Origin of the sequence: Mesorhizobium sp. M8A.F.Ca.ET.181.01.1.1 (assembly GCF_004792025.1) — a bacterium.
In the GTDB taxonomy this organism is placed as follows: Bacteria; Pseudomonadota; Alphaproteobacteria; order Rhizobiales; family Rhizobiaceae; genus Mesorhizobium.
Genome location: NZ_SRTV01000002.1, coordinates 661,021 through 680,940 on the forward strand (window position 1 = coordinate 661,021; position 19,920 = coordinate 680,940).

The following is a 19,920-nucleotide window of genomic DNA, read 5'->3' on the forward strand; positions in this document are numbered from 1 at the left end:
GGGGGGCGTGCCGCGCTGCCTTCATGGCCCTGCTTTTCCTGTTTTCCGCCGCCCACGCCAATGCGCTCGAACTGAAATCCTTCAAAGACGATCTCTTCGCCTATCCGGCGACGCTCTCATCCGACACAAATGGTGCCTACACGGTCCTCGACTACCGTGAAATGCGCGACATCAACCAGCGTGACGAGGTGCCGGAAAAGCGCGTGCATGCCCAGTATGCCGACACCGGCGTGCGCAAGACGCAGCAGGATCTGATGCTGAAGACGGACGCCGGCGATGTCAGGCATGTCGCCGTCGGCAAGACGCAAGGGGCCGCCGTCATCGTGCTCTATCTGCACGGGCAGGGTGGCAGCCGCAAGCAAGGCATCGACGACTTCACCTTCGGCGGCAATTTCAACCGCCTCAAGAACCTGATGGCCGGCAATGGCGGGCTCTATATCTCTCCGGATTTTCCTGATTTCGGGGACAAGGGCGCAGCACTGGTCGCGGCCCTGATCGACCATTATGCCGAACAGTCCCCGGGCGCGAAAATCTTCGTCGCCTGCGGCTCGATGGGCGGTGCGCTGTGCTGGAAGCTTGCCGCCCGCAAGGATACGGGCGGGCGCATCAATGGATTGCTGCTGCTCGGATCGCTGTGGGACGAGAGCTTTCTCGCTAGCCCCGCCTTCAAGCGTCGCGTGCCAGTGTTCTTCGGCCAGGGCAGCCATGACGTGGTCTTTCCCGTGGCCAACCAGGAAGCGTTCTTCCGCTCCATCCTAGCCAGGTCGAAGACCTATCCGACCCGCTTCGTCCGCTTCGAGACCGGCACGCATGGCACGCCGATCCGCATGGTCGACTGGCGCGGCACGCTCAACTGGATGCTGTCGAAGGCACCATAGCGCCCGACGCGCCATTTGGATTAAGGCGCGGTGTTGTAGTCGACAATCGTCTGCGGATTTTCCTCGCCGTCATACGACGCGTCGACGTCATACTGGACCAGCGAGAAATCGCCGTTGCGGAACAGGTAGGTCCCGGAATCCGAGGCATCGCCGACGCCCCGCCATTTGTTGAAGGTGGTGATCGTGTGGGTGTCCTGGTCATAGTCGGAATTGACCGCCCATCCTGTGGTCTGGAAGCCGATCACCGTCACGCTCAACAGCTTGCCGTCGCTGTCGTTGTTCTCGTAGCGTATATCGGTCTCAGGCTCGGCGAATTGCAATTGCCGGACGCCGTCCACCTCGTCGGTCATGTAGTAGACCGAGCTTTCATTGTAGGCGGCGGCCGAGCAGGAGAAATGGAACAGCCGCGTTTCCTTGTCCGGGTCGCCCGGCTGAGCATTCTTGTCCCTGTATTTGATCGAAAAGACCTCCGGCTCATTGGCCAGGAGTTGCTTGTCGCACTGGTCGCCATAGGTCGCCAGGAAGGCCTTCTTGACTTGTTCCAGTGCGGTATCCTTCTTCGGCGGCGGCGGACCGTCGCCGCAGCTTGGCGGTACCGCATCGTCGAAATCCACGGTGGAGGGCTTCAGCGCTCCCTTGTCGATAAAGATCGGCTGGAAGGGCGGCTCCTGGATCTGGGCATTGACCTGGCGCAGCGTGTAGCAGCCGGCGAAGACCTTCGCTTCGCCCTTCTTGTCGGTTGCCTGGATGGCGACCGGGACATTGTAATAGATGCTGCCCGCCGCGCCCTCGTCCGAAATCGGACCGGTCTTGACCTCCACCGTATCGGTGCCGTCATAGCCTTTGACGAACGTATCGAAATCCTTTGCCGGCTTTGTATCGCCGTAGTAGCCCCAGGCGCGGGCGAATTCATGCCGGTTGATGGCGCTATAGAGCGAGTGGACGACCGCATCGGCGCTCGAGCGATCATCGACGTAAGGCGCTTCGGGCGTATCGCTGGCGGCCAATGCCGTCTGAGCTGTTGTGGCAAGGGAGAGAAGGGCTGTCGCTGCGAGAAGGGCGCGTCTCATCGGGAATCTCCGCTCGATAACGAAGATTCTACCATGGCGATTGCGGCGACGTGGTGACGCAGTGCGGCTGCACCTTGAAGAATCGTGCTTGAGGGCGCTACGTCCTCCCGCCGGCGTTCCTGCCGGACAGGAGATCTGACGTGACGATATCGATGTATGAGGCATCCGTGCCCGTGTTTTCAGCCAGGCTGAAAGCACTTTCCAATGTGCTCGCGGCAGCCGAACAAAACGCGCTTGACCGCAAGATCGACCCGCAGGTGTTTTTGACGGCGCGGCTTGCGCCCGACATGTTCGCTTTGACTCGGCAGGTGCAGATCGCCACCGACCATGCCAAGGGAGCACCCTCACGGCTGGCCAGCCGCGAAGTGCCGAAATACGAAGACAATGAGGCAAGCTTCGCCGATCTCGAAGCGAGGATCGCCAAGACACTGGCCCATCTGGCGACTTTTTCGGCCGCCGATATCGACGGGTCGGATGACAGGATGATCGAGTTGAAGCTGGGGGGCCGGGAAACCACATTGAGCGGCATGCAGTATCTGCTGCATGTGGCCATGCCCAACTTCTATTTCCACCTCACCACCGCCTACGACATCCTTCGCCACAATGGCGTGCCGTTGGGCAAGGCGACGTTCCTAGGATCGCGTTGAGGCGTGAGGTTCGAGATGTCCTGGATCGATCCGGGACATCTCGCGGGATGCAGCCTAGCGGATGGACATTTCGCGGGCGATACGCGGGAAATCGGCGGGCTTGATGCCGATGTCGGCACGCTCGGCGCTGCTCATCGAATGAAGCAGCGCCAGCGCCGCACGATATCTCTGATGTTCCTGTGGGCGCGGCCGGGCAAACATTTCCGTGAAGAAACCCATGATTCAGGCTCCTGGTTGGTCCTCCACACCACACAATATACGTGAATCGTGACAATTGTGCAGTGCAGCATTTGCATGCCTGCCATGTCCGAATGATTTTCATAAATTTTTTTTTCGGCTCCGTGAAACTTTCGCGCAGCGCGACTCGTAGGCTTCGACGCTGGCACGTGGCCAGTTTTTCCTCGCCACTCCTGGCGAATTTCCGGACTGCATGAAAGTGCAGTCCGGCTTTTGGTCGAGGAGCCATTGATCCTCGATAGCAATCCTCGCAACGGCTAAATTCGTTAAGACCGGTGGCATGTATTTTTAACGAGCCGGTTCTATGCTCTGTAGTCCAGACAGTCAGGCAAGGGGGAGGCTGACATCGCTACCAGCGCCAAGCGTGATTTCGCTTCGTTGCTCGACGACCTCTTCGTTGCCTCCGACAAGGGCGACGGCATCGAGGGCGACGAGACCGGCGCGCGCCCATCCATCCCGTTCGACTATCTTTCGGTCGCCGATGAACTCCATTCCGGCCGCATCAAGGTATCCGCCGCGGAATATCGCGAGGCTGGTGCTGATCTGGCCAGCGAATTTGCTGCCCTGCTTGAGCAGGCTAGGCTGGCCCTGGCTGGCGAAGAACCGAAGCCGGAAGAAGAATTGCCGCCAATTGATCCTGAATCGATTGCGGTCGAACTGGGACTGAATCAGCCCAAGGTCGTTGCCGATTTCAGTCGCATGCGCCGCAGCTTTGCTTTTGCCAACCATCCTGACCGGGTTGCCCCGCATTTGCGCCAGCGCGCGATGATCCGCATGCAAGTGGCCAACATGCTGATCGACGAGGCCAAGCGCCGCGCCGTGGCCGCCGCACGCCGCTAGCCGTCTCTGCTCACGCAAAAGTCGGCCTGGCAAGGCTTGGAGAGCGCCTCCGCTTTCCTATAAGATGCGGTTTCCTCCCGCGCAGCCGCGCATGTTTTTCCCTCCGGAGCAGAATTCCATGCACAAACGCCGTCTCGGCCGGACCGATCTTCTTGTCACCCAGATTTGCCTCGGTTCGATGACCTGGGGCCAGCAGAACACCGAGGCCGAGGGCCATGCCCAGATGGACCTGGCCTTCTCGCGTGGCGTCAATTTCATCGACACCGCTGAACTCTATCCGATCCCGCCCAAGGCGGAGACGCAAGGGCGGACCGAGAAGATCATCGGCAGCTGGATGAAGGCCAAGGGCAATCGCGACAAGGTGATCCTCGCCTCAAAGGTGGTCGGCCGTACCGCCAACAGCTGGTTTCGCGGCGACCGACCCTCGCAATTGGTGCGGGCCGATATCTTTGATGCCATCGACAAATCGCTGGCCAAGCTCGGCACGGACTATCTCGACCTCTATCAAATCCACTGGCCGGAACGGGACATCCCATGGGGCGCCAACCCGACGCGCGTCGGCGCGGTGGCGCGGCGCGCCGATTCTGTCGGCGCGCCAGTCGGCGAGACACCGATCGCCGAGACGCTTGCGGTGTTCGAGGAACTGGTGAAGGCAGGAAAAATCCGCCATTTCGGCCTGTCGAACGAGAGTTCGTGGGGCGTTATGCGTTTCCTCGCCGAGGCCGACAAAGGGATCGGTCCGCGCGTCGCCTCGATCCAGAACGCCTACAACCTCGTCAACCGCACCTTCGAGGTGAACCTCGCCGAGGTCTGCGAACGCGAAGGGGTGTCGCTGCTTGCCTATTCGCCACTGGCGCAGGGTTATTTGACCGGCAAGTACGATCACGGCGCCCGCCCGCAGGGCTCGCGCTCGCAGCTCTTCAACCGCGGTCAGCGTTATGAGACGCCAAATGCCGCTGAGGCGCAGCTCGAATACAATGAACTGGCGCGCTCTTTCGACCTGGAGCCGGCGCTGTTTGCCAATGCCTATGTCTCGAGCCGGCCTTTCGTCACATCGAACATTGTCGGCGCGACAACCGTTTCGCAGCTGCAAATGGCGCTGTCCTCGGTGGATGTCGTCTGGACCGAAGAGATGCAGAAGGCTGTGGACGCCATTCACCAGCGGGTCGGCAATCCCTGTCCGTGACCGGGCCGATTGCGGAATTGTCGAGCAACAGCAAAGGGGTGGAGACGATGGTGGACTTTTCGATCGAGGCCGTGCGTGGAAAATTTCCCGCTCTCTCGCTGACCGACAAAGGGCGCCGGCGCATCTATCTCGACAATCCCGCCGGGACGCAGGTGGCTCAGGCCGTCGCCGATGCGGTCGCGCGCTGCCTCTTGACGACCAACGCCAATCTAGGCGGCTATTTCGAAACGACGATCGCCGCGCAGCAGGTCGTCGATGAGGCGCACCAGGCGATGGCCGATTTCCTCGGCGCGGCGAGCCCCCAGGAAATCATCATCGGCGCCAACATGACGACGCTGACCTTTCACATGTCGCGGACGCTCGGCCGCACGATGAAGCCAGGCGATGAGATCATCCTCACCCGCATGGACCATGAGGGCAATGTGTCGCCATGGCTGCAACTGGCCGAGGACCTCGGCCTCGTCGTGCGCTGGCTGCCGTTCGACGAAAAGACCTGGCAGGTCGAGGAGGCGACGCTCGCTGGTCTGCTGTCTGGGAAGACACGCTTGGTGGCGTTGAACTACGCCAGCAATCTCACCGGCTCGATCAACCGGGTCAAGTCCTTGACCCAACTTGCAAAAAAGGCCGGAGCGCTGGTCTATGTCGATGCCGTGCAATTCGCGCCGCATGGCCTGATCGACGTGCAGGAGCTCGGCTGCGATTTTTTGATCTGCTCGGCCTACAAATTCTTCGGCCCGCATATGGGCATCCTGTGGGGCCGGCGCGACGTCATCGAAGGCCTGAAGGCCTATAAGTGTCGCTGTTCCTCGAACGGCCTGCCGGAGCGCTTCGAACTCGGCACGCCGCAGATCGAACTGATGGCCGGCCTCACCGCCGCAATTGACTATTTTGCCGACCTCGGCGCCGGCGAGGGCGGATCGAGAAGGCGCAGGATTGCCAAGGCGTTCGAAGTCTCCATCGCCTATGAAAACCCGCTGGCGCAAAGGTTGATCGATGGTCTGTCCGATATTTCAGGCCTGACGATCCATGGCATCACCGATTCGAAACGCCTCGGCGATCGCGTGCCGACTGTTTCCTTCACCGTGGACGGCATAGTGCCCGAAACGATCGTGCGGCAGATGAACGCCGAAAACATCTTCCTGTGGTCGGGTCACAACTATGCCTGGGAGATCGTCCACCAGCTCGGCATTCCGGCCGAGCAAGGCGTCGTGCGCATCGGCATCGCGCATTACAACACGGCGTCCGAAATCGACGAGACGCTGGAAAGCGTGCACCGGGTGATTGCCATGCTCAGGCAGCAACGGTCCTGACGCGGGCTTGAACGCTCAGCGCGCCTTGCCGCCAAAACCGGTGAGGAAGGCGGTGAGATTGTCGGCGAGTTCGTCGCAGAGATAGCCGCCTTCCTGGACGATGACCGTCGGCAGGCCCAGCCCGGCGATCGCCTCGCCGATGCGCGAGAAGCCTGGCGTCGTCACCGAAAGCCCGCCGAACGGATCGCCCTCGAACGCGTCGAGGCCGAGCGCCACGACCAGTACATTGGGAGAGAAGGCGCGGATGCGCTGGAACGCCACGCCGAGCGCTTCCAGAAACGCCGCATCGGCGGATTTGCGCCGCAGCGGCAGGTTGAAATTGTAGCCGAGGCCGGGACCTTCGCCGCGCTCGTCGGCATGGCCCCAGAAGAACGGGTAGAAGCGCACCGGATCGGCATGCAGCGAGACGGTCAACACGTCGGACCGCGCATAGAAGATGCCTTGCGTGCCGTTGCCGTGATGCAGGTCGACATCGAGGATCGCCACGCGGGCCGCCTGTCTACGCAGCACCTGTGCCGCGACGGCCGAATTGTTGATGAAGCAGAAGCCGCCGGCGACATCGGCAAAGGCGTGGTGGCCAGGCGGTCGGCACAGCGCATAGGCGCCGGAAGCGCCTGCCATCACCGTTTCCGCCGCCTCGACGGCGCTCCAGGCGCTCCACAGCGCGCTCTGCCATGTCTCGCCCGAGATCGGGCAGGCCGTGTCTGCCATATGATAACCGGCCTGGCCGACAGCGGAGGCCGGATAGGAGCCGTTGCGGGCGATCGGGTGGATATTGGGGATGACCTCCGCCGACGCCCCGTCGATCCGCTGCCAGCGCTCGAAAATATGTTCGAGGAAGTCGAGATATTCGGGCGTATGCACGGCGGAGACCGGGCCGAGCCCATGATTCCCGGGTCTTTCGATGGTGCAACCCGCAGACCTTGCGCCGGCTAATAATCTTTCGACGCGTTCCGGTTTTTCAGGATTTGGTTGCGCGGCACCGCTGGAAAGGAAAGCCTTGGGGTCGTGCCGCTTCTGCTCCTGCGCGTAGAAGGCTTTCATGGCTGGTCCCCATTTTCCGGCGTGTCGGCGAAGGCGAAAAACGCCTCGCCGATGATTTTCTGCGTCTGCTCGTAGCTCGACCAGGCAATGCCCAGCCTCTCGTAAAAAGCCTTGGCGCCCTCATTGTCGGTGTCGACGGACAGCCTCAGATAAACGCCGCCATCCCTGCGGCATTCCGCCGCCACGCGGCGCAGCAGGCGTTCGCCGATCTTGCGGCCACGGAACCGGTCTTCGACATAGAGGTCCTGCACATAGACGCCAGGCCGCCCCATCCAGGTCGAGAAGATCGGGAAATGCAGGCACAATCCGGCGAACTCGCCATCCACTTCGGCGATCAGCGTCGAGAAAGCGGGCTTTGCGCCGAAGCCCCAGGTTCTGAGATCGTCCGCCGTCGAGATGATTTCCTCGGGCGCGCCGATATGAGTGCCGAGTTTCAGGATCGCCGCATGGATGGTTTCGACATCATCGATGGTGCCGGGGCGGAGGAGGACATCATTGGAGGCTGGATTGGTCACAGTCTTGTCTCAAAAAGCCACGCGGTCGCCGCCCTTGAGCGCCAGCATGTCGCGCGCTTCCGCCGGTGTGGCAACCTCCAGCGACAGCCCATCGAGAATGCCACGGATGCGGCGCACCTGGTCGGCGTTGGATTTCGCCAATTGACGGCCGTCGTAGAGGCTGTCCTCCAGCCCGACACGCACATTTCCGCCCATCGCGGCGGCGATCGAGATCAGCGGCATCTGGCTCCGCCCGGCGGCCAGTACCGAAAACTGGTAGCTGTCGCCGAACAATTTGTCGGCGATCCGCTTCATATGGACGAGATTGTCCGGGTCGGCGCCGATACCGCCCAGGATGCCAAGTACGAACTGGATGAACAGCGGCCCGGACACCAGCCCCCGGTCGCGGAAATGCGCCAGTGAATAGAGGTGGCCGACATCGTAACACTCGAACTCGAAGCGGGTGCCGCAGCCTTTGCCAAGCCGCTCGAGCACGCCTTCCATGTCGGCAAAGGTGTTCTTGAAGATGGTGTCGCGGGTTGCTTCGAGTAGCCTCGGCTCCCATTCGTGCTGCCATTCCCTTGGCTTGTCGAGCATTGGGAACAGCGCGAAATTCATCGAACCCATGTTGAGCGAACACATTTCGGGTTCAGCCCGCAGCGGTGCCGCCAACCGTTGGTCCAATGTCATCAGCGAGGAGCCGCCGGTGGTGATGTTGATCACTGCGTCGGTCGCCTGCTTGATGCGCGGCAGGAACTGCATGAACACTTCGGGATCGGCGGTGGGGCGGCCATCCCTGGGGTCGCGGGCATGCAGATGCAGGATCGAGGCCCCGGCCTCGGCGGCCGCGATCGCATCCGCCGCGATCTGGTCCGGCGTCACCGGCAGATGGGGCGACATGGACGGCGTATGCACCGAACCGGTGACGGCGCAGGTGATGATGACTTTTCGCGGCGCCATTTCTTCTACCCTCGGCCTTCGACCGGCAGGTCCAGTTCGCCGGCCAGGATTTCGAGCGAGTCGCCGATGATGGAGATGATCTCGCCGACCTGCTCGCTGGTGACGATCATCGGCGGCGCCACCATGAAATTGTCACCGTCGACGCCGCCCTTGACCCTGCGGCCGTAGATGATCAGTCCGCGCTCATAGGCGAGGTCGAGCAGCCGTTGCGTCGCTTTCTTGGGCTGGTCGATCGGCTTCAGAGTTTCCGGATCGGCGACCATTTCGGCGCCCGTAAGCAGCCCCTTGCCGCGCACATCGGCAATGAATGGAAAGCGTTTCGCAAGTGCCTTCAGGCCGTCCATCAGCACATCGCCCATGGCAGCCGCATTGGCGATCAGGTCGAGCCGGTCCATTTCGCCCAGCACCGCAAGCCCGGCGGCGCAGGCCAGCGGATTGCCGGCATAGGTGTGGCCGTGCTGGAAGCCGCCGGTGGCGAGCAGCGGCTCGACCAGCCGCATCGGCGCCGCCAGCGCGCCGAGCGGCGCGTAGCCCGATCCCAGCCCTTTCGACAGCGCGACGATGTCCGGCTTGCAGTTCCAATGGTCGCCGCCGAGGAATTTGCCGGTGCGGCCCGCACCGCTCATCACTTCGTCGTGGATGAGCAGGATGCCGTAGCGGTCGCAGATTTCGCGGATGCGCGCATAGTAGCTGTCGGGCGCCACCAGCGCGGCGGTCGCCGCGCCGCCGATCGGCTCCATGATGAAGGCGACGACGCTTTCGGGGCCTTCGGCGAGGATCTTTTCCTCCAGCATGTCGGCGTAGCGGACGCCGCGCTGCTCCATCGAGAAATTGTCGCGGTCGCGCCAGGCGGTTGGTGCCGGCACGGTCGGCATCACCCGCATCATCGGCGTAAAAGTCTCGGCCAGCGCATCGTCGCCGGTGATCGAAAGCGAACCCAGCGTGCCGCCATGATAGGAAGGAAAGCGGGTGATCACTTTCCAGCGGCCGGCCTGGCCGGTGGCGACGGCCCATTGCCGGGCCAGCTTGATGCAGGATTCCGTCGCCTCCGAGCCGCCGGAGACGAAGAAGATGCGGTCCATGCCTTGCGGAAGCTTGCCGGCAAGTTCTCGCGCCAGTTCTTCCGCTGGCTCGTTTTCGAAATGCAGCCGGTAGGCGAAGGTGGCGCGGTCCATCTGCCGCTTCATGGCATCGAGCACATTGCGGTTGGAATGGCCGATATTGGCGACCATCGGGCCGCTCGATCCGTCGATGAAACGGCGGCCATCCTGCGTCCACATGTAGATGCCTTCGGCGCGATCGATGAGCGGTCGGCGCAGGCTGGACAGATAGAAGAGATGCGATTCTCGCCGAGTTTCGGCGGCATGCTGGACTTTCGACATGTCAGGACTTTCCAAGATAGCGATCGAGGACATTCTGGGTAACCCGTTCGACCATCGGGTCTTGTCTTAGCAGGCCGGCGACCCATTCGCAGCTTCCGGCGTGGAACACCTCGCCCTTGCCGCGTGGAAAATTGACGATCATGCCATTGCTGCGTTTGACCTTTTCGAGATTGGCGTCGCTCCTGTCGCCGAACAGCGTCTCGGCGCTGAAGCGGCCATCCTCGTCGGTGAGGAACTGGTCCTCGACCGGGATGTCGGCGGTTTCCTCGACCTGGCTGGCCATGCCGACGGCCAGCACCTGCAAGCCATCGGGCGCGCCGCTGGTCGCGGTCGGGTAGGGCAGGCCGCCACGGATCTCGAAATCGAGCCCGTCGACCTCATAGCCATAGACATGGCTGTCGGCGCCCAGCAGGTCGCCATAATAGATGCCGGTCCCGGCAAAGGCCCAGTGCTCTGGCCGGTAGACCGGAAACCCGCGCACGCCGCGCGGCGCGCAGCCGCCCCAGCCCGCGTAAAGGCCACGGGTGGCGTTGAGCCCGAAGGTCGCGGCACCCGGCCTGCCGATTTCGGGCGCTTCCCAGGAATTGGTGGCGCGTGTCACGTCGCCGCCGCGATAGGCGGGGTCTTCGGCCCGCGCGCGGTATTTGTAGCAAACCTGCCGGCGGCCTTCATCCTCCAGCCGGGTTTGCCACATGAAATTGCCGGCAAAGCGCGCCGCATGGCCGCCGCGCTCGACATAGAAGTCGACGGCATCGCGCATTTCCCAGGTCCAGTATTCGTCATGGCCGACGAAGACCGCGCAGTCGTAGCCGTCGAGAATCTCGGGCGAGAAATGCAGGTCGTGCTGGCTGGTCAGATCGGCATCATAGCCCGCCCGTTCGGCAAAGCGAAAAAAATGGCTGTCGTAGCTGGCCCAGCCCGACGAGGCGTATTTCTTCGAATGGCCGGTGGCGAGCGCCCATTCCATGTGCGGATAGCGCGGCACCGTCTTCGGCGGCACCGCGACTTCCAGCGGCACGCGCGGCGCGTCCGCAGGCAGCACGGCAAAGCCGCGGCACCAGGGGCGCTGCGTCGACACGATGGGCGAGTACTGGTCGCGGTCGGGCCCGGTAATGCCCTGATAATGGTTGGAACCGCCCCAGGTGTTGTATGCTAGCCAGGTGCCCGTCGCCGCCACCTGCAGCACTCGGCCCGGCTTCTTGCCCGGTTGGGGCGAGACGATAAAGATGTGGTGACTTCGGATCGGCTTGCCGTCGCGCCCGTCGGCGGTCAGAGTCACGCGATAGGCGCCGGACGGCCAGTCGTTTTCCACACGGAATTCAAAGGAGGATTCCCAGCCGCAGCCTTCGGCCGAGCACTGGTCCGGGCTGTCCTGCCAGCGCGACGCGATGCCGGATGTCTCGAACACTTTCGCCTCGGTGCCGCCGTCTCGGGTGATGGTCATGCTGAATGACGGAGCTGTGGAACTGACATGCAGCGTAACCGTCTCGCCGGCGCGATACGAAAACCGGTCGCTGTAGCACCAGATCTCGCCGCGCTCGCCATCCATGCCTGGCCACTCGTAATAGTGGCCGCGAACCGCGTGGCGGCGCTGCTCCGCCGTCAGTCCGAAATCGGGGAATTCCGTGGGATATCTGGTCATCATCATGCTCAGGCGGAAAGATATTTCTTGAGGAAGCCGCGCGTGCGTTCCTTTCGCGGCGCGCGAAAGATCTCGGCTGGCGGGCCTTCCTCGACAACCACGCCGCCATCCATGAACAGCACCCGGTCGGCGACCTCGCCGGCAAAGCGCATCTCATGCGTTACGATGAGCATGGTCATGTGTTCGGCGGCAAGCTGTTTCATCACCGCGTTGACCTCGTCGACCAGTTCCGGGTCGAGCGCCGAAGTGGCTTCATCGAACAGCATCACCTTGGGCTGCATGGCCAGAGCACGGGCAATCGCCACACGCTGCTTCTGGCCGCCCGAAAGCCGTGAGGGGTAGGCGTCGATCTTGTCGGCGAGCCCGACCTTGGAGAGGAGCTCGTGCGCGAGCGCCTTGGCATCGGCTTTCGGCATGCCTTTCAGGATCACCGGCCCCATGGTGATGTTCTCGATCACGGTCAGATGCGGGAACAGGTTGAAGTGCTGGAACACCATGCCCATTTGCTGGCGCACCTTGTTGATGTGCCGCTCGAAGGCCTGGCCATGCAGTGGCTGGTTGACCTGCACGCCGTCCAGCCAGACTTCGCCACCGTTCAATGTCTCGAGATGATTGATCGAGCGCAGCAGCGTGCTCTTGCCGGAGCCGCTTGGACCGATGATCGCCACGATCTGCCCACGCTCGACCGACAGGTCGATACCCTTGAGAACCTCGACGGCGCCGAAGGATTTGCGCGCCCCGCGAACCTCCACCATTGGCCTCTGCGTGCTCATCGGGAAACCTCCACATGCCGTTCAAACCGATGCAAGGCCGCTTCGAGCACAAGGTTGAGAATGTAGTAGAGCACGGCAGCCGTAATGTAGAATTCGAACGGGCGGAACGTTTCGCTGATCGCCAGTTGCGCCGAGTGGACCAGCTCCGCGATACCGATGACCGAGACGATGGAGGATTCCTTCAACAACGCGATCAGGTTGCCGCCGATCGGCGGCGCCGTGTTGCGGATGGCTTGCGGTATGACGACGTAGCGCAGCGCCTGCCATTTGCCGAAGCCGATGCTGCGCGCGCCTTCCGTTTGGCCGACGTCGACCGCCACGATGCCCGCGCGAATGACATCGGCATTGTAGACGGCAAAATGCAGCCCAAGCCCGATGATGCCGGCGGCAAGGGCAGGGATGTCGATGCCGATCTGCACCAGCCCGAAATAGATCAGGAAAAGTTGCAGCAACAGCGGCGTACCCATGAACACCCACATGAAGGCGCGCACGGGGTAGGCCAGCATCGCCGGTGGGTAGAGGACGATGACGGCGAACAGGATGCCGAAGGCAAAACTGAGGGCTCCGGCCGAGACCGTCAGCACCGATGTCCACCAGGCGCCTGTCAGAAGAAGGTCCCAGTAGGGCACGACGACGCTGAAATCGAGACCTTGCATCACGCTCCCCCGATCAGATGATGGCAAAGCGCTTGTCGAGCATGTCGACGATGCGGGCAACCGCGTAGACCATGATCATGTAAAGCAGGGCCGCGACGCCGAAAATCTCGAACGGTTTGTAGGTGGAGCCGATGAAACGCTGGGCCGTGTAGGTCAACTCGACAACCGAGACGGTGGATACCAGCGCCGAACCCTTCAGCAAGGCGACCGTGTTGACACCGAGCGGGCGGATCATCAGCCTCGCGGCTTGCGGCAGCACAACCCTTCGCAAGGTCTGCAAACGGCTGAATCCGATCGTGCGGGCAGCCTCCGTCTGGCCGCGGTCGACCGCCATCACCGCGCCCCGGATCGATTCCGCCATATAGGCGCCGATGTTGAGGCCAAGGCCGATCACACCAGCCGTGAACGGCTCCAGATTGATGCCGATCTGCGGTCCGCCGAAATAGAGCACGAACAGCTGGATCAGGCAGGGGGTGCCGCGAAACAGGCTGACATAGACAGTGCCGACGGCCCTCAGGATCGCCGATCTCGACATCCGGGCGGCCGCCGCCAGCGCCGCGGCGGCCAGCCCCAGAACCAGGGCCAGCACTGTCAGTTCCAGCGTCACGAGCGCCGCTTCCACGAAAAACGGGAAGACACGGCTCATCAAGGAGAAATCCATGGGGTCGTCCCGGCAGGAATGTCGTTTGGTTTTCAGGCGACCTGGCCGCCTGAAAACCGGATGGATTAGCGGATGTCGGTGCCGACCCACTGCTTGGAGATCTTCTCGTAGGTGCCGTCTGCCATCATCCCGTCCAATGCCTTCTGCATGGCGGCCTTGAGCTCCGGATTGTCCTTGCGGATGGCTATGCCGATGGCGACGCTGCCGCCTTCGATGTCAGGCGTGTCGAGCTTGCGCACCTTCTCGCCGGTTTCCTTGACGGCGACCATGACCGGAATGTTGTCGACGACGATGGCATCGACACGGCCCGCCTTCAATTCCAGCAACAATTCCGGCAAGCCCTTGTAGGTGCGGACATCCCAGCCACCCTGCGCGCGCGCCCATTTCTCGTGCGTCTCGCCCAGCGTCACGCCAAGGGTCTTGCCCTTGAGGTCGTCGAGGCTCTGCACCTTGGAATCCTGGTTCACGAAGACCGCGCGGCCGGCGTGATAGTAGGGGCCGACGAAATCGACGACTTTCTCGCGCTCAGGCGTGATCGTCATCGAGCCAACGACGGTGTCGTATTTGTTTGCGAGCAGGCCGGCGATGATGCCGTCCCAGGCGGTGGTGATGATGGTGCCCTTGACGCCGATGCGATCGGCGATGGCCTTGCCGATGTCGGCGTCGAAGCCGACAACCTCGTTCTGGTCGTTGACGAAGTTGAAGGGGGGATACTGCCCGCTCATCGAAATCTTCAGTTCGCCTGCCGACTTGATCGTTTCGAGATCGTCGGCGCTGGCCGAAACGGCGGTGAAGGCCGAAGCAAGCAGCAGTGCGGCAACCGCGATGCCGGAAAATACCTTGTTCATCTGAATTTCTGTCCTCTGGATGGAGCGCGAAGGCTTGTTCTTGGGAGGCGTTGGGGCGCTCTCCTGATGTCAATGATTGCCTTTGCTCCAGCATTGCGCAAATAGATAATGGGAATAGGGAGCATAGATACCAAGAATGGCATTGCCTCGCCCCGAACGGCTGGTCTGGGACCTCGACTGGAACCTGCTGCGCACATTCGTCGTCATCGCGGAGGTGAAAAGCATCACCCGGGCAGCCGAGCGCCTGAACCTCAAGCAACCCAGCGTCAGCAACGCGTTGCGGCGCCTGGAGGATCGCGTTGGCCGGCGCCTGGTCGAGCGTGATGCGACACGCTTCGAACTCACCGAGGTCGGGCGCCTGATCTATGAGCAGAGCGTGGAGGTGTTCGGCACCATATCGCAACTGCCGCTGCTGATGCGCGGGATCAGCGACGACGTCGCCGGCCACGTCATGATCGCGACCGCCAGCCATGTCGTCTCGCCGCTGTTCGACCGGGCGCTGGCGGAATTCCACCGCAACTACCCGCGCGGCTCCATCACCATCTCGGTCGCGGCAAGCACGGAAGTGGCCAAGCAGGTGCGGGAGCGCCGCGCTTCCTTCGGCATCTGCCTGGTCAGCCAGCGCGATCCGGCACTGGACTACACGATGGTTTATCGCGAGTTCTTCGGCTTCTTCTGTGGCCCGCAGCACAGGCTGTTCGGGAAGACCGGATTGACGCTTGCGGATCTGCGGGGCGAGCCGTCCGTGTCCTTCCAGACCGATCACATTTCGGACGCCTTGCGGCCGGTGGCGTTGCTGCGCAGCGAGGCCAAGCTGAATGCCGATGTCGTCGGCGTGTCGTCCAGCCTGGAGGAGGTGCGGCGCATGATCGTGGCAGGGCTCGGCATCGGCCCGCTGCCGCTGCATGTCGCGCGGCGCGACGTGGCCGATGGTATGCTGTGGCGATTGCCGCCTTACGATGCGCCGCCGGCCATCGACATCTTCCTGCTGACCAATCCCGACAAGGCGATGAATCGGGCCGAGAAGGCGCTTTTGTCCGGAATTCAGGCCCTGATCGCCGAAACGCCCCTGCAGGATCGAATCTACAGCGATTGACGGGTCGACGCGGGTCTATTCGACAAGGTAGGCCGCGGCGCGGTCGCGCATCGGCTCATCCAGCGCCACCGAGGCCCTGGCGGTGAGATCGAAGCGCACGCTGGTCGTCCGGCTCGATGCATGGACGATGCCATCGATCGATCCGGACATCACCTGTTCGAAGGTGATGGAGGTGCGACCGACCTTGATCACATGCGAGCGGATGGTGAGCAGCGATCCGGCTTTCGTTTCATGCCGGTAGTCGATTTCGGTGCGCACGTCGGCCCATCCGTTCTGGGAGCCCTGGCCGCCCTCCTGTCCGGCGATATGGCCGAGGAGCTGGAAACTGGCATCGTCGAACATCGCGGCGTAATGGCGCACATTCATGTGCCCCATCACGTCGCACATCCAGGGATGGGCGACGCCTACGAAGGTGACGAGGGATTTGCTCATGTGAATTGTTCCGTGGCCTTTGTTTGGATCGCGAGACGCCTTATCGAAACACGCGGCTGCAGGCAAACCGGCGGATGACTTGGGTGAGGGCTTTCGAGCCGGCGATGGCCTGTAGGTCGACATTCCTTAGCCGGGCCCTTGGCCCTCCCGAGCAAACCGACTATCTCAGAAAGACGGCGGCAGTTCCGCCATGGGGACAGGCATGCTCAGGGTGCAAAAGGTCAAGGTCGACGACATCTACGTGCCCACCGCACGCAAGAAGACGCTGCATCCCGAGACCGTCCGGCATCTCGCCGAGGATATCCTGGAAAACGGCATGAAGACGCCGATCCAGGTCCGCCACGATGGCAAGCGGCACATACTTGTCGAAGGACTGCATCGTCTGGAAGCAGCCAAGTGGCTCGGCGAGTCAGAGATCGACGCCTATCTGGTGCAAGCCAAGCGCCACTGACGCGCGCCTTCGCCCGAAGCACGCACAGTCTCCAGAATTTTTCACCTGGCATGTCGGGTTGCGTTGCATTGGCTCGTCCTTGGGACGGAAGCCAGATCAAGCCGAATCCCGAGGAGAAAATAGTGGCCACCAAGCTCGACATCGCCCCCGCCAACGACCGCGAACTGGTTCTCGCCCGCATCATCGATGCACCGCGCGAGAACGTGTATCGCTGCTGGACCGACCCGACCCTGATCACGCAATGGTTCGCGCCAAAGCCGTGGACGACGCCGCGTGCCGAGATGGACGTGCGCACGGGTGGCAACAGCCTCGTCGTCATGGCCGGTCCTGACGGCGATGAATTCCCCAATCCCGGGGTTTTCCTGGAAGTCGTTCCCGGCAAGAAGATCATCTTCACCGATGCCTATACCCAGGCGTGGGAGCCGTCGGAAAAACCGTTCATGACCGGCGTGCTGACCTTCGAGGACGAAGGCGAGGGCAAGACCCGCTACATCGCGCGCGTCCGGCACTGGAGCGTCGCCGACCGGCAGCAGCACCAGGCGATGGGTTTTCACGCGGGTTGGGGGCAATGCACCGACCAGCTCGAAGACCTCGCCAGGACGCTTTGACATCGGTTGACCAGGAGGAGACCGATATGTCCAGAACCCTGGTTTTTGCCATTCTTGCTTCGGCCGCGGCGTTTCTCGCTTGTCCGGGCACCATCAATGCAGAGGAGACGAAGCCCGCTATGACCACCGAAACGAAAACGCTGCCGAAGCCGCAAAAATCCGGCCTGCTGCCGATCAACGGCGTGAACTACTATTACGCTATCTATGGCAAGGGTGAGCCGCTGCTTCTGCTGCATGGCGGCCTCGGCTCCATCGACATGTTCGCGCCGATCCTGGCCAAGCTTGCCGAGAACCGTACCGTCATCGGGGTCGACCTGCAGGGGCACGGCCGCACCGCGCTTGGCGACCGGCCATTCACCCTGGAGGCGATCGGCGATGATATGGCTGGTATCGTCAAGACACTCGGCTACGACAAGGTCGACGTCATGGGCTATTCGCTGGGCGGCGGCGTTGCCTTCCGCATGGCGGTCCAGCATCCCGAGGTTGTGCGCCGGCTGGTCCTTGTCTCGACCGGCTACGCCGCCGACGGCTTTTATGACGAGATGCGCCCGCAGCAGGCGCAGGTAAGTGCCGCCGCCGCGGCGTTCATGAAAGAGACACCGATGTACAAATCCTACGTCGCCGTCGCGCCACATCCAGAGGACTTCCCGAAGCTGCTCGACGCGCTCGGCAATTTCATGCGCCAGAACTACGACTTCTCCGCCGACGTTCCCAAGCTGAAGATGCCCGTCATGCTCGCTTACGGCGACAGCGACATGTACAAGCCCGAGCATGAGATCAAGTTCTACCAGATGCTCGGTGGCGGCCTGAAGGATGCCGGCTGGATGCGTGAGAACCTGTCGCAGAGCCGTCTCGCCATCCTGCCCAACCGCACCCACTACGACGTCTTCTTCGCTCCGGAACTGACGGCCGCCGCACTGCCTTTCCTCGATGGCCAGACCAAGGTGAAGAGCTGGGACGAGGTGGTCGGCGAAACCGAATGACCCTGCCATCTCTGGCGGCCGTCTCCAGCGAGACGGCCGTCGTGCTGTTTAGGAAGCCCTGGCGCGGCGTGGCTGTCTCAGATGCTTGATGCCGCCCATCTCGACGAAGTTGGTCGCCGATTCCCAGAGATAATCGCCGTAGAGGAAAGGCTCGAAGGGCTCGGCGCCGTCCAATGGCAGAGGCGATATCTCCGCGTCGACGCGCGGCTCGTAGAAGAACGGGATCGAGAACCGCGTCGTTTTGGGTGCAATGACCCGGTGCCGTGTCGCGCGCACGCGGCCACCGGTCCAGCGCTCCAGCAACTGGCCGAAATTAACCGCCAGCGTGCCATTGGCTGGAGGCACGTCGATCCATTCGCCGGCGAGGTTCTTTGCCTGCAAGCCCTCGACGCCGTCCTGCGCCAGCAAGGTGACGAAGCCTGAATCGGCATGTTCGCGGCCGATGATGGTGCGCGTTTCGCCCTTGTGGGTCACCGAAAACTCCGGCCCGCTTGTGTCGACGCCGGCACTGGCGTCGCGCAGGGGATAGCGGATCAGCCGCAGCGTCGAGATGCCACCAGCGAAATAGGCATCGAAGATCGTTTCAGGCAGGCCAAGCCCGCGTGCGATCGACCGCATCAGCATGGTGCCGACCGTCTCCATCGCGCGGTAGTAGTCGGCCGCGGCGGTGCGCCAGCCGGGCAAGGCATTTTCGGCCGGTAGTGGTGTCGGCTCGCACAGGGGATCGTCGGAGGTCGAGACTCGCGCCGCATCGGCAAGGTCCGGCCCCATGTCGATGCCTTCCTTGTAGGAAACGGCTTGCGGCTGCAGCGGAAACCAGCCGCGGTAGAAATTCTTCTTCGTGTGATCGAAATTCCAGCGCAGCAATTCCTGCTTGCCGGCATCGGGAAGCGCAAAGATACGCAGCAATCGCGCGCGCTTTTCCGGCGTCAGCCAGTCATCGCCGGGAAAATCCCGGACCGCCAGGAAACCGATGCCTGCCGCGGCAGCCATGATCCTGGCGTCGGCGCGGTCGCGGGCGGGCGAGGGCGGCCCGAACAGGTCCGCAATGCCGATTGTTTCGATGTCCGGTGTCATCACGGTCCTGCCGCATCACGATAATCGATGACCTTGTATCAAAGCTTTTCAATTGACCCAATCGGCGTCGCCGCTACCTTGCCGCCTGTTCACTCCACCAACGGATTCAGGCGATGGCAAAATACGAAGGCGGATGCCTGTGCAAGGCGGTGCGCTACCGCACCGACGCCGACCCCATCAACGAGCGCATCTGTCACTGCCGGCTCTGCCAGAAGGCGATCGGCGCGGCCTTCAATGCGCGTGTTCTGTTCCGCATCGACGATGTGACGGTCGAGGGCCGGTTGGCCACGGTCAACACCTCGCCGGACCTCAAGCGCGGGTTTTGCCCGAACTGCGGCACAACGATGTTTTCGCGGCGCGATTCCGCCGGCATCATCGGCGTGACCACCGGTTCGCTGGACGACCCGTCGTTCTTCAGGCCACAGATGCATATGTGGACCGCCTCGAAACAGCCCTGGGTGATGCTTGACGACGGCTTGCCGCAATATGAAGGCGCTCCGCCGGCCTAGCTTCCTCCTTCTCGTCAACAGGACGACGTGCCCCGGGATGACCAAAAATTAATCCAAAGAGACACGCGATAGCCGGCAAAGCGTCATTGGCGGGCCATCTTTGTCACCCTATCTATGCGTCGCGGGCCCGGCATTC

Annotated in this window: 23 protein-coding genes; 11 read left to right on the forward strand and 12 right to left on the reverse strand. The window is 62.4% G+C overall.

What is annotated here, in order from left to right; all coding sequences use genetic code 11:
* Positions 1-23 precede the first annotated feature (23 nt).
* Positions 24-878, forward strand: coding sequence for an alpha/beta hydrolase (locus EN824_RS11625; RefSeq protein WP_135915490.1), 855 nt, complete (start codon positions 24-26; stop codon positions 876-878).
* 20 nt (positions 879-898) lie between these two features.
* Here the strand turns inward: EN824_RS11625 and EN824_RS11630 are convergent, their stop codons facing one another.
* Positions 899-1,948, reverse strand: a complete 1,050-nt coding sequence (locus EN824_RS11630) for a DUF1176 domain-containing protein (protein ID WP_135932269.1) — start codon at positions 1,946-1,948, stop codon at positions 899-901.
* 140 nt (positions 1,949-2,088) lie between these two features.
* Here EN824_RS11630 and EN824_RS11635 point away from each other — a divergent pair, with 140 nt between their 5' ends.
* The 5 genes from EN824_RS11635 (at position 2,089) to EN824_RS11655 (ending at position 6,168) form a co-directional block, all read left to right on the forward strand.
* Positions 2,089-2,595 carry a DUF1993 family protein gene (locus tag EN824_RS11635; RefSeq protein WP_135915492.1) on the forward strand — a complete coding sequence of 169 codons (507 nt, stop codon included), beginning with the start codon at positions 2,089-2,091 and terminating at the stop codon, positions 2,593-2,595.
* 15 nt (positions 2,596-2,610) lie between these two features.
* The gene (locus tag EN824_RS35200) at positions 2,611-2,859 is read left to right on the forward strand and encodes a hypothetical protein (RefSeq protein WP_189522157.1); all 249 of its coding nucleotides are present in this window, start codon (positions 2,611-2,613) and stop codon (positions 2,857-2,859) included.
* Between the two features lie 351 nt (positions 2,860-3,210).
* Positions 3,211-3,672, forward strand: coding sequence for a hypothetical protein (locus EN824_RS11645; RefSeq protein WP_135932270.1), 462 nt, complete (start codon positions 3,211-3,213; stop codon positions 3,670-3,672).
* 118 nt (positions 3,673-3,790) lie between these two features.
* Positions 3,791-4,858 carry an aldo/keto reductase gene (locus tag EN824_RS11650; RefSeq protein WP_135932271.1) on the forward strand — a complete coding sequence of 356 codons (1,068 nt, stop codon included), beginning with the start codon at positions 3,791-3,793 and terminating at the stop codon, positions 4,856-4,858.
* A gap of 47 nt (positions 4,859-4,905) precedes the next feature.
* Positions 4,906-6,168 (forward strand): cysteine desulfurase-like protein, encoded by a 1,263-nt coding sequence (locus tag EN824_RS11655; RefSeq protein ID WP_189522158.1) that lies wholly within the window; start codon positions 4,906-4,908, stop codon positions 6,166-6,168.
* Positions 6,169-6,183: 15 nt separating this feature from the next.
* Here EN824_RS11655 and EN824_RS11660 read toward each other — a convergent pair whose 3' ends face one another.
* The 9 genes from EN824_RS11660 to EN824_RS11700 all read right to left on the reverse strand — a co-directional run bounded on the left by EN824_RS11660 (position 6,184) and on the right by EN824_RS11700 (position 14,628).
* The gene (locus tag EN824_RS11660) at positions 6,184-7,212 is read right to left on the reverse strand and encodes a histone deacetylase family protein (protein ID WP_135932273.1); all 1,029 of its coding nucleotides are present in this window, start codon (positions 7,210-7,212) and stop codon (positions 6,184-6,186) included.
* Positions 7,209-7,727, reverse strand: coding sequence for a GNAT family N-acetyltransferase (locus EN824_RS11665; RefSeq protein WP_127280114.1), 519 nt, complete (start codon positions 7,725-7,727; stop codon positions 7,209-7,211). The genes EN824_RS11660 and EN824_RS11665 overlap by 4 nt, the downstream gene beginning before the upstream one ends.
* Positions 7,728-7,736: 9 nt before the next feature.
* Positions 7,737-8,666: a 3-keto-5-aminohexanoate cleavage protein gene (locus EN824_RS11670; protein WP_127869537.1), complete on the reverse strand. Its 930-nt coding sequence runs from the start codon at positions 8,664-8,666 to the stop codon at positions 7,737-7,739.
* A gap of 5 nt (positions 8,667-8,671) precedes the next feature.
* Positions 8,672-10,048: an aspartate aminotransferase family protein gene (locus EN824_RS11675; protein WP_127869536.1), complete on the reverse strand. Its 1,377-nt coding sequence runs from the start codon at positions 10,046-10,048 to the stop codon at positions 8,672-8,674.
* Between the two features lies 1 nt (position 10,049).
* Positions 10,050-11,690 carry a N,N-dimethylformamidase beta subunit family domain-containing protein gene (locus EN824_RS11680; protein WP_135918688.1) on the reverse strand — a complete coding sequence of 547 codons (1,641 nt, stop codon included), beginning with the start codon at positions 11,688-11,690 and terminating at the stop codon, positions 10,050-10,052.
* 8 nt (positions 11,691-11,698) lie between these two features.
* The gene (locus EN824_RS11685) at positions 11,699-12,463 is read right to left on the reverse strand and encodes an amino acid ABC transporter ATP-binding protein (RefSeq protein ID WP_135932274.1); all 765 of its coding nucleotides are present in this window, start codon (positions 12,461-12,463) and stop codon (positions 11,699-11,701) included.
* Entirely contained in the window at positions 12,460-13,119 is a 660-nt protein-coding gene (locus tag EN824_RS11690) for an amino acid ABC transporter permease (RefSeq protein WP_127279713.1), read from the reverse strand. The genes EN824_RS11685 and EN824_RS11690 overlap by 4 nt, the downstream gene beginning before the upstream one ends.
* A 13-nt stretch (positions 13,120-13,132) precedes the next feature.
* Positions 13,133-13,780 carry an amino acid ABC transporter permease gene (locus EN824_RS11695; RefSeq protein WP_135864171.1) on the reverse strand — a complete coding sequence of 216 codons (648 nt, stop codon included), beginning with the start codon at positions 13,778-13,780 and terminating at the stop codon, positions 13,133-13,135.
* A 65-nt stretch (positions 13,781-13,845) separates the two neighbouring features.
* Positions 13,846-14,628 carry an ABC transporter substrate-binding protein gene (locus tag EN824_RS11700; RefSeq protein WP_127279715.1) on the reverse strand — a complete coding sequence of 261 codons (783 nt, stop codon included), beginning with the start codon at positions 14,626-14,628 and terminating at the stop codon, positions 13,846-13,848.
* A 136-nt stretch (positions 14,629-14,764) separates the two neighbouring features.
* Between EN824_RS11700 and EN824_RS11705 the strand changes: the two genes are divergently transcribed.
* Complete coding sequence (locus EN824_RS11705) at positions 14,765-15,724, forward strand: LysR family transcriptional regulator (protein ID WP_135864175.1); 960 nt, start codon at positions 14,765-14,767, stop codon at positions 15,722-15,724.
* 15 nt (positions 15,725-15,739) lie between these two features.
* Here EN824_RS11705 and EN824_RS11710 read toward each other — a convergent pair whose 3' ends face one another.
* Complete coding sequence (locus EN824_RS11710; RefSeq protein ID WP_127276131.1) at positions 15,740-16,156, reverse strand: thioesterase family protein; 417 nt, start codon at positions 16,154-16,156, stop codon at positions 15,740-15,742.
* Positions 16,157-16,358: 202 nt separating this feature from the next.
* Between EN824_RS11710 and EN824_RS11715 the strand changes: the two genes are divergently transcribed.
* From EN824_RS11715 to EN824_RS11725, 3 genes are all read left to right on the forward strand, one after another.
* Positions 16,359-16,607, forward strand: a complete 249-nt coding sequence (locus EN824_RS11715) for a ParB N-terminal domain-containing protein (RefSeq protein ID WP_127276129.1) — start codon at positions 16,359-16,361, stop codon at positions 16,605-16,607.
* A gap of 122 nt (positions 16,608-16,729) precedes the next feature.
* Positions 16,730-17,215, forward strand: a complete 486-nt coding sequence (locus EN824_RS11720; protein WP_127276127.1) for an SRPBCC family protein — start codon at positions 16,730-16,732, stop codon at positions 17,213-17,215.
* Positions 17,216-17,241: 26 nt separating this feature from the next.
* Complete coding sequence (locus tag EN824_RS11725; RefSeq protein ID WP_127276125.1) at positions 17,242-18,198, forward strand: alpha/beta hydrolase; 957 nt, start codon at positions 17,242-17,244, stop codon at positions 18,196-18,198.
* A gap of 48 nt (positions 18,199-18,246) precedes the next feature.
* Here EN824_RS11725 and EN824_RS11730 read toward each other — a convergent pair whose 3' ends face one another.
* Positions 18,247-19,275 (reverse strand): 2OG-Fe(II) oxygenase family protein, encoded by a 1,029-nt coding sequence (locus EN824_RS11730; protein WP_135864177.1) that lies wholly within the window; start codon positions 19,273-19,275, stop codon positions 18,247-18,249.
* A 113-nt stretch (positions 19,276-19,388) separates the two neighbouring features.
* On the opposite strand from EN824_RS11730, the gene EN824_RS11735 reads away from it, so the two are divergent.
* Positions 19,389-19,784 (forward strand): GFA family protein, encoded by a 396-nt coding sequence (locus EN824_RS11735; RefSeq protein ID WP_127276120.1) that lies wholly within the window; start codon positions 19,389-19,391, stop codon positions 19,782-19,784.
* Positions 19,785-19,920 lie beyond the last annotated feature (136 nt).

Coding starts and splice junctions, on each gene's coding strand:
- EN824_RS11625 (WP_135915490.1), top strand. CDS start 24: ATGGCCCTGCTTTTCCTGTTTTCCGCCGCCCACGCCAATGCGCTCGAA.
- EN824_RS11630 (WP_135932269.1), bottom strand. CDS start 1,948: ATGAGACGCGCCCTTCTCGCAGCGACAGCCCTTCTCTCCCTTGCCACA.
- EN824_RS35200 (WP_189522157.1), top strand. CDS start 2,611: ATGTCCTGGATCGATCCGGGACATCTCGCGGGATGCAGCCTAGCGGAT.
- EN824_RS11650 (WP_135932271.1), top strand. CDS start 3,791: ATGCACAAACGCCGTCTCGGCCGGACCGATCTTCTTGTCACCCAGATT.
- EN824_RS11655 (WP_189522158.1), top strand. CDS start 4,906: ATGGTGGACTTTTCGATCGAGGCCGTGCGTGGAAAATTTCCCGCTCTC.
- EN824_RS11660 (WP_135932273.1), bottom strand. CDS start 7,212: ATGAAAGCCTTCTACGCGCAGGAGCAGAAGCGGCACGACCCCAAGGCT.
- EN824_RS11670 (WP_127869537.1), bottom strand. CDS start 8,666: ATGGCGCCGCGAAAAGTCATCATCACCTGCGCCGTCACCGGTTCGGTG.
- EN824_RS11675 (WP_127869536.1), bottom strand. CDS start 10,048: ATGTCGAAAGTCCAGCATGCCGCCGAAACTCGGCGAGAATCGCATCTC.
- EN824_RS11680 (WP_135918688.1), bottom strand. CDS start 11,690: ATGACCAGATATCCCACGGAATTCCCCGATTTCGGACTGACGGCGGAG.
- EN824_RS11685 (WP_135932274.1), bottom strand. CDS start 12,463: ATGAGCACGCAGAGGCCAATGGTGGAGGTTCGCGGGGCGCGCAAATCC.
- EN824_RS11690 (WP_127279713.1), bottom strand. CDS start 13,119: ATGCAAGGTCTCGATTTCAGCGTCGTCGTGCCCTACTGGGACCTTCTT.
- EN824_RS11695 (WP_135864171.1), bottom strand. CDS start 13,780: ATGGATTTCTCCTTGATGAGCCGTGTCTTCCCGTTTTTCGTGGAAGCG.
- EN824_RS11700 (WP_127279715.1), bottom strand. CDS start 14,628: ATGAACAAGGTATTTTCCGGCATCGCGGTTGCCGCACTGCTGCTTGCT.
- EN824_RS11705 (WP_135864175.1), top strand. CDS start 14,765: ATGGCATTGCCTCGCCCCGAACGGCTGGTCTGGGACCTCGACTGGAAC.
- EN824_RS11710 (WP_127276131.1), bottom strand. CDS start 16,156: ATGAGCAAATCCCTCGTCACCTTCGTAGGCGTCGCCCATCCCTGGATG.
- EN824_RS11715 (WP_127276129.1), top strand. CDS start 16,359: ATGCTCAGGGTGCAAAAGGTCAAGGTCGACGACATCTACGTGCCCACC.
- EN824_RS11725 (WP_127276125.1), top strand. CDS start 17,242: ATGTCCAGAACCCTGGTTTTTGCCATTCTTGCTTCGGCCGCGGCGTTT.
- EN824_RS11730 (WP_135864177.1), bottom strand. CDS start 19,275: ATGACACCGGACATCGAAACAATCGGCATTGCGGACCTGTTCGGGCCG.
- EN824_RS11735 (WP_127276120.1), top strand. CDS start 19,389: ATGGCAAAATACGAAGGCGGATGCCTGTGCAAGGCGGTGCGCTACCGC.